This window comes from Microbacterium sp. (assembly GCF_031988965.1).
GTDB lineage: Bacteria > Actinomycetota > Actinomycetes > Actinomycetales > Microbacteriaceae > Microbacterium.
Genome location: NZ_DALZXX010000188.1, coordinates 1 through 4,489, shown reverse-complemented (window position 1 = coordinate 4,489; position 4,489 = coordinate 1). Strand labels below are relative to the sequence as shown.

Annotated in this window: 5 protein-coding genes and 1 pseudogene; 5 read left to right on the top strand and 1 reads right to left on the bottom strand. The window is 69.3% G+C overall.

Translation table 11 applies throughout. From position 1 onward, the window contains the following. A pseudogene (locus RTM68_RS17160) lies at window positions 1-301 on the bottom strand (O-succinylbenzoate synthase); the annotation flags it as partial. 129 nt (window positions 302-430) lie between these two features. Here RTM68_RS17160 and RTM68_RS17155 point away from each other — a divergent pair. The 5 genes from RTM68_RS17155 to RTM68_RS17135 form a co-directional block, all read left to right on the top strand. After that, window positions 431-763, top strand: coding sequence for a PadR family transcriptional regulator (locus RTM68_RS17155; protein WP_056515870.1), 333 nt, complete (start codon window positions 431-433; stop codon window positions 761-763). A gap of 1 nt (window position 764) precedes the next feature. Beyond that, complete coding sequence (locus RTM68_RS17150; RefSeq protein WP_312173282.1) at window positions 765-1,724, top strand: permease prefix domain 1-containing protein; 960 nt, start codon at window positions 765-767, stop codon at window positions 1,722-1,724. 79 nt (window positions 1,725-1,803) lie between these two features. Further along, the gene (locus RTM68_RS17145; RefSeq protein WP_312173279.1) at window positions 1,804-2,715 is read left to right on the top strand and encodes a 1,4-dihydroxy-2-naphthoyl-CoA synthase; all 912 of its coding nucleotides are present in this window, start codon (window positions 1,804-1,806) and stop codon (window positions 2,713-2,715) included. Between the two features lie 55 nt (window positions 2,716-2,770). Beyond that, window positions 2,771-3,931, top strand: coding sequence for an AMP-binding protein (locus RTM68_RS17140; protein ID WP_312173275.1), 1,161 nt, complete (start codon window positions 2,771-2,773; stop codon window positions 3,929-3,931). A gap of 42 nt (window positions 3,932-3,973) precedes the next feature. Then, window positions 3,974-4,489 (top strand): methyltransferase domain-containing protein (locus RTM68_RS17135; protein ID WP_312173272.1); only part of this gene is annotated, 516 nt, incomplete at its 3' end.

Below are 4,489 nucleotides of genomic sequence, written 5' to 3'. Positions count from 1 at the left end.
AGCCGGCGAAGCGGGCCAGCACCTCGGCCACCCGTGCGGCCTCGATCGCCGGGATCGTGGCGTTCACTCCGACGCGCTCGCGCAGCGGCTCAGGCTGCGGGTTCCAGGCGAAGTCGATCGCCGCGGCGAGCCAGGTCGCGGCCTCGGCATCCTCGTACTCGAGGAACGGCGAGAACTCCGCCCACCCCTGCGGCCCTTCGATGAGCAGCGCCTCGCGGGTGTCGACGCCGCGGAATCGGGTGTGCATGGGCAGGGCGACGACCCGGGCGGAGCCGAGCAGGTCTGCGAGCGGTGGGAGCATGTGCTCATTCTGCTCCGAGAGGGCCGCCGCGTGGCATCCGCCGTGCCGCACTGGCCTCGGGATGCTTTCCGAATCGACACAGCGCTGTGTCATTGACAATGGTGTGTGACGCACAGTACTGTCGCAGACATGAACGAAACCCTCGACACGCACCTGCAGGAACTGCGCCGCGGCACCGTCGTGCTGGCCTGCCTGCAGCTGCTGCGCACGGCGGGCTACGGCTACGCGCTGCTCGAAGACCTCGAGCGTCGCGGCTTCGCCACCGACGCGAACACGCTGTACCCGCTGCTTCGCAGGCTCGAGAAGCAGGAGTACCTCACGAGCGAGTGGAACACCGACGAGGCGCGGCCTCGCAAGTTCTACCGCACATCGGAGGCCGGCATCCGGCTCGCCGACACCCTGACCGAAGAATGGCGTTCGCTCACCACGGCGATCGCGACCCTCACAGCTGAGGAGAACTGACATGACCACGACAGCCACGCTCACGGAGCGGTACATCAGCGCCACCATCCGAAGCCTCACGCCCGAGGTGCAGGACGACGTGCGTGCCGAGCTCGAAGGATCGATCGCCGACGCGATCGACGCCAGGCTCGAGCAGGGTGAGTCTCGGGACGATGCAGAACGCGCGGTCCTCACCGAGCTCGGCGACCCCGGCATCCTCGCTGCGGGATATGCCGATCGCCCGCTGCATCTCATCGGACCGAAGTACTACCTGGTCTGGTGGCGGCTGCTGAAGCTGCTCCTGATCATCGTGCCGATCTGCGCGTTCGGTGGCGTGATGCTCGGCCAGCTCGTCGACGGAGCGCCCACGGGCGAGATCATCGGCACGGCGGTCGTCGCGGCCCTCGGCTCGATCGTGCACGTCGGCTTCTGGGTGACGCTGGTGTTCTTCATCCTCGAGCGGACGGGTGCGGACACGGGTGTGAGGTGGAGCGTCGACCAGTTGCCGGAGCCGACTCAGAACGGAGCGGGCCGAGCCGACGCCATCGCGTCCATCGTCTTCGTGCTGCTCGGTGTCGGTGCGGTGTTCTGGGACGCATTCATCGGGTTCTTCCCGACCGACGGCGCCCCGATCGCCATCCTGAATCCCGGGCTGTGGCCGTGGGGCATCACGGTCCTCTTCGCGCTGATCGTGGCCGAGGCTCTGCTGGCGGTCGCGGTCTACGCCAGACGCCGCTGGACAGTCGGTGCCGCTGTCGTCAACACCGTGCTGGCCGTGGTCTTCTCGGCCTGGTCCCTCGCTCTGCTGCTGGGCGGGGAGCTCCTCAACCCCGAGTTCCTGCGCTTCGTCTTCACCGACAACGGCGTGACGGACGAGACCATGCGGATCCTCTCGGTCATCACCGGATTCGGCCTCGTCGCCTTCCCGATCTGGGACATCGTCGACGGCTGGCTCAAGACCGCGCGCGCTCGCCGCGGCTGAGCGGGATGCGACGGCGCCGCCTGCGCTCGCAGGCGGCGCCGTCTGCGTGTGCAACCCCGTCGGGAATAGGCTGGATGCCGTGACCAGCGCATTCGTCTCAGACCTGTTCGACCCGGACGAATGGGTGCTCGCGCCCGGCGCCGAGGACTACACCGACATCACCGCCCACGTGAGCACCGACGGCGGGGTCGCTCGGATCGCCTTCAACCGCCCGGAGGTGCGCAACGCCTTCCGCCCGCACACCGTCGACGAGCTGTACCGTGCTCTCGACGATGCCCGGCAGAATCCCCGTATCGGGGCCGTGCTGCTGACCGGCAACGGACCGAGCCCGAAGGACGGCGGCTGGGCGTTCTGCTCCGGTGGCGATCAGCGCATCCGCGGTCGCGACGGCTACAAGTACTCCGACGACGAGACGACCGTGCACGATCCGGCGCGCGCCGGCCGACTGCACATCCTCGAGGTGCAGCGTCTCATCCGCTTCATGCCCAAGGTCGTCATCGCGGTCGTGCCCGGGTGGGCGGCGGGCGGCGGACACTCGCTGCACGTCGTGTGCGACCTCACGATCGCCTCGGCGGAGGAGGCGCGGTTCAAGCAGACCGACGCCGATGTGGGCAGTTTCGATGCCGGATACGGCTCGGCGTACATGGCGCGGCAGACCGGCCAGAAGTTCGCGCGCGAGGTGTTCTTCCTCGCCGAGGAGTACTCGGCGCAGCGCGCGTACGAGGCGGGCGCCGTGAACCGCGTCGTTCCGCACGCCGAGCTCGAACGCGAGGCGCTGAAGATGGCGCGCACGGTGCTCACCAAGTCGCCGACCGCCATCCGGATGCTGAAGTTCGCCTTCAACGCGGTCGATGACGGTCTCGTCGGGCAGCAGGTCTTCGCGGGCGAGGCCACGCGTCTGGCCTACAGCACCGATGAGGCCGTCGAGGGCCGTGACTCGTTCCTCGAGAAGCGCGATCCGGACTGGTCGTCCTTCCCCTGGCACTACTGAGTTCCTGACAGCACCGAGCGAGTTCCCGACAGAACCGAGCGCAGCGGAGAGCACCATGGTCGCACTGAGATCGACGGATGCCGAGGATCCGGTCGAGCTCCGCGACGCGCTCGCCCGGGCCCTCGACGGGGGCCCCGCGCTCGGATTCGGGATGCTCGGAGAAGCGCCCGATCGAGTGCCAGACGGCACCGCGGTCGTCATCGCCACCTCTGGCTCCAGCGGCATCCCGAAACGCGTCGCGCTGAGCGGCGAGGCTCTGCGCGCGAGCGCGGAGGCGACGGCTGCGAGGATCGGCGGCGGCAGATGGCTGCTCGCGCTGCCCGCCAGCTACGTCGCAGGCCTTCAGGTGATCGTGCGGTCGCTGGTCGCCGACACCCATCCGGTCGCGCTGAGCGGTCGTTTCTCACCGGAGTCCTTCGCCGAGTCGACGCTCTCGATGCTCCGGCCTTCGGCAGGGGCATCGGGTGCGATCCCGGAGCTGTACACCTCGCTCGTCCCCGCGCAGCTGTCCACGCTGCTCGAGGCGTCGGGAGACGGTCCGGTGCTCGCCGCGCTGCGGGCGTACCGCGCGATCCTCGTCGGCGGGCAGGCCCTGCCCGAGCCGATCCGCGATCGGGCGGCAGAACTCGGGGTGCGTCTGGTCCGTACCTACGGCTCGACGGAGACCAGCGGCGGATGCATCTACGACGGGGTTCCGCTCGACACGGTGGGCGTGCGCACGGTGGACGGCGAGCTGCGCATCGCGGGGCCGATGCTCGCCGACGGCTACCTGGGCGACGGCGAGCTCACCGCGAAGAACTTCTCGCGTGACGAGCACGGCATGCGCTGGTATCACACGGGTGACCTCGGTCTGGTCGAGGACGGCACCGTGCGCGTGCACGGGCGGGCCGACAACGTGATCGTCTCGGGAGGCATCAACATCTCCCTCGACCGGGTCGAACGGCTGGTCCGTCGCGTTCCCGGGCTCACCGGCGCCGTGGTCGTGGGAGTGACCGACGACCGCTGGGGCGAGGCATCGGTGATCGTCGCCGCGCGCGGTGAGGCGCTGCGGCGCAGCGAGGCCGAACAGCTCGCGCACGCGCGTGACATCGTCGCCGACGAGCTCGGCAAGCACGCGAGACCCGCCCGCCTGATCCTCGTGGATGCACTCGACGTCCTGACCTCGGGAAAGCCCGATCGCGAGGCGATCCGCCGCGCCGTCGCAGATCTGCGCTGACCTGCGAGTCCGTTCGTCCGCGGTCTCCTGCGAGACTGGATCATGGCCATCTACACGCACGGACACCACGAGACCGTCCTCCGCTCGCACAGCAGTCGGAACATCGCGAACTCCGCGGAGTACCTTCGCCCCCATCTCACCGCGGGTGCACGGCTTCTCGACGTCGGGGCGGGCCCCGGCAGCATCACGGTCGATTTCGCGGGAACCGTGGGTCACGTCACCGCCACCGAGATCGACCACGCGGCACTGTCTCTCTCTCGGGATCGCGCGGCGGGTCTGGGCCTGACGAACATCGACTTCTCGGTCGAGGACGTGCACGACCTCAGCTTCGCCGACGACACCTTCGACGTCGTGCACGCGCACCAGGTGCTGCAGCATGTGGCCGACCCCGTGCGGGCCCTCAGCGAGATGCGTCGAGTCACGGCGCCGGGAGGAGTCGTGGCGGCGCGCGATGCCGACTACGCGGGGTTCATCTGGTTCCCCGTGCTGCCCGAGCTCGACCGCTGGCTCGATCTGTATCGTCGGGCCGCGCGCGCCAACGGCGGCGAGCCCGACGCG

Excerpts from the sequence above, each read along its gene's own strand:
- RTM68_RS17150 (WP_312173282.1), top strand. The coding sequence starts at position 765 with ATGACCACGACAGCCACGCTCACGGAGCGGTACATCAGCGCCACCATC.
- RTM68_RS17140 (WP_312173275.1), top strand. The coding sequence starts at position 2,771 with ATGGTCGCACTGAGATCGACGGATGCCGAGGATCCGGTCGAGCTCCGC.
- RTM68_RS17155 (WP_056515870.1), top strand. The coding sequence starts at position 431 with ATGAACGAAACCCTCGACACGCACCTGCAGGAACTGCGCCGCGGCACC.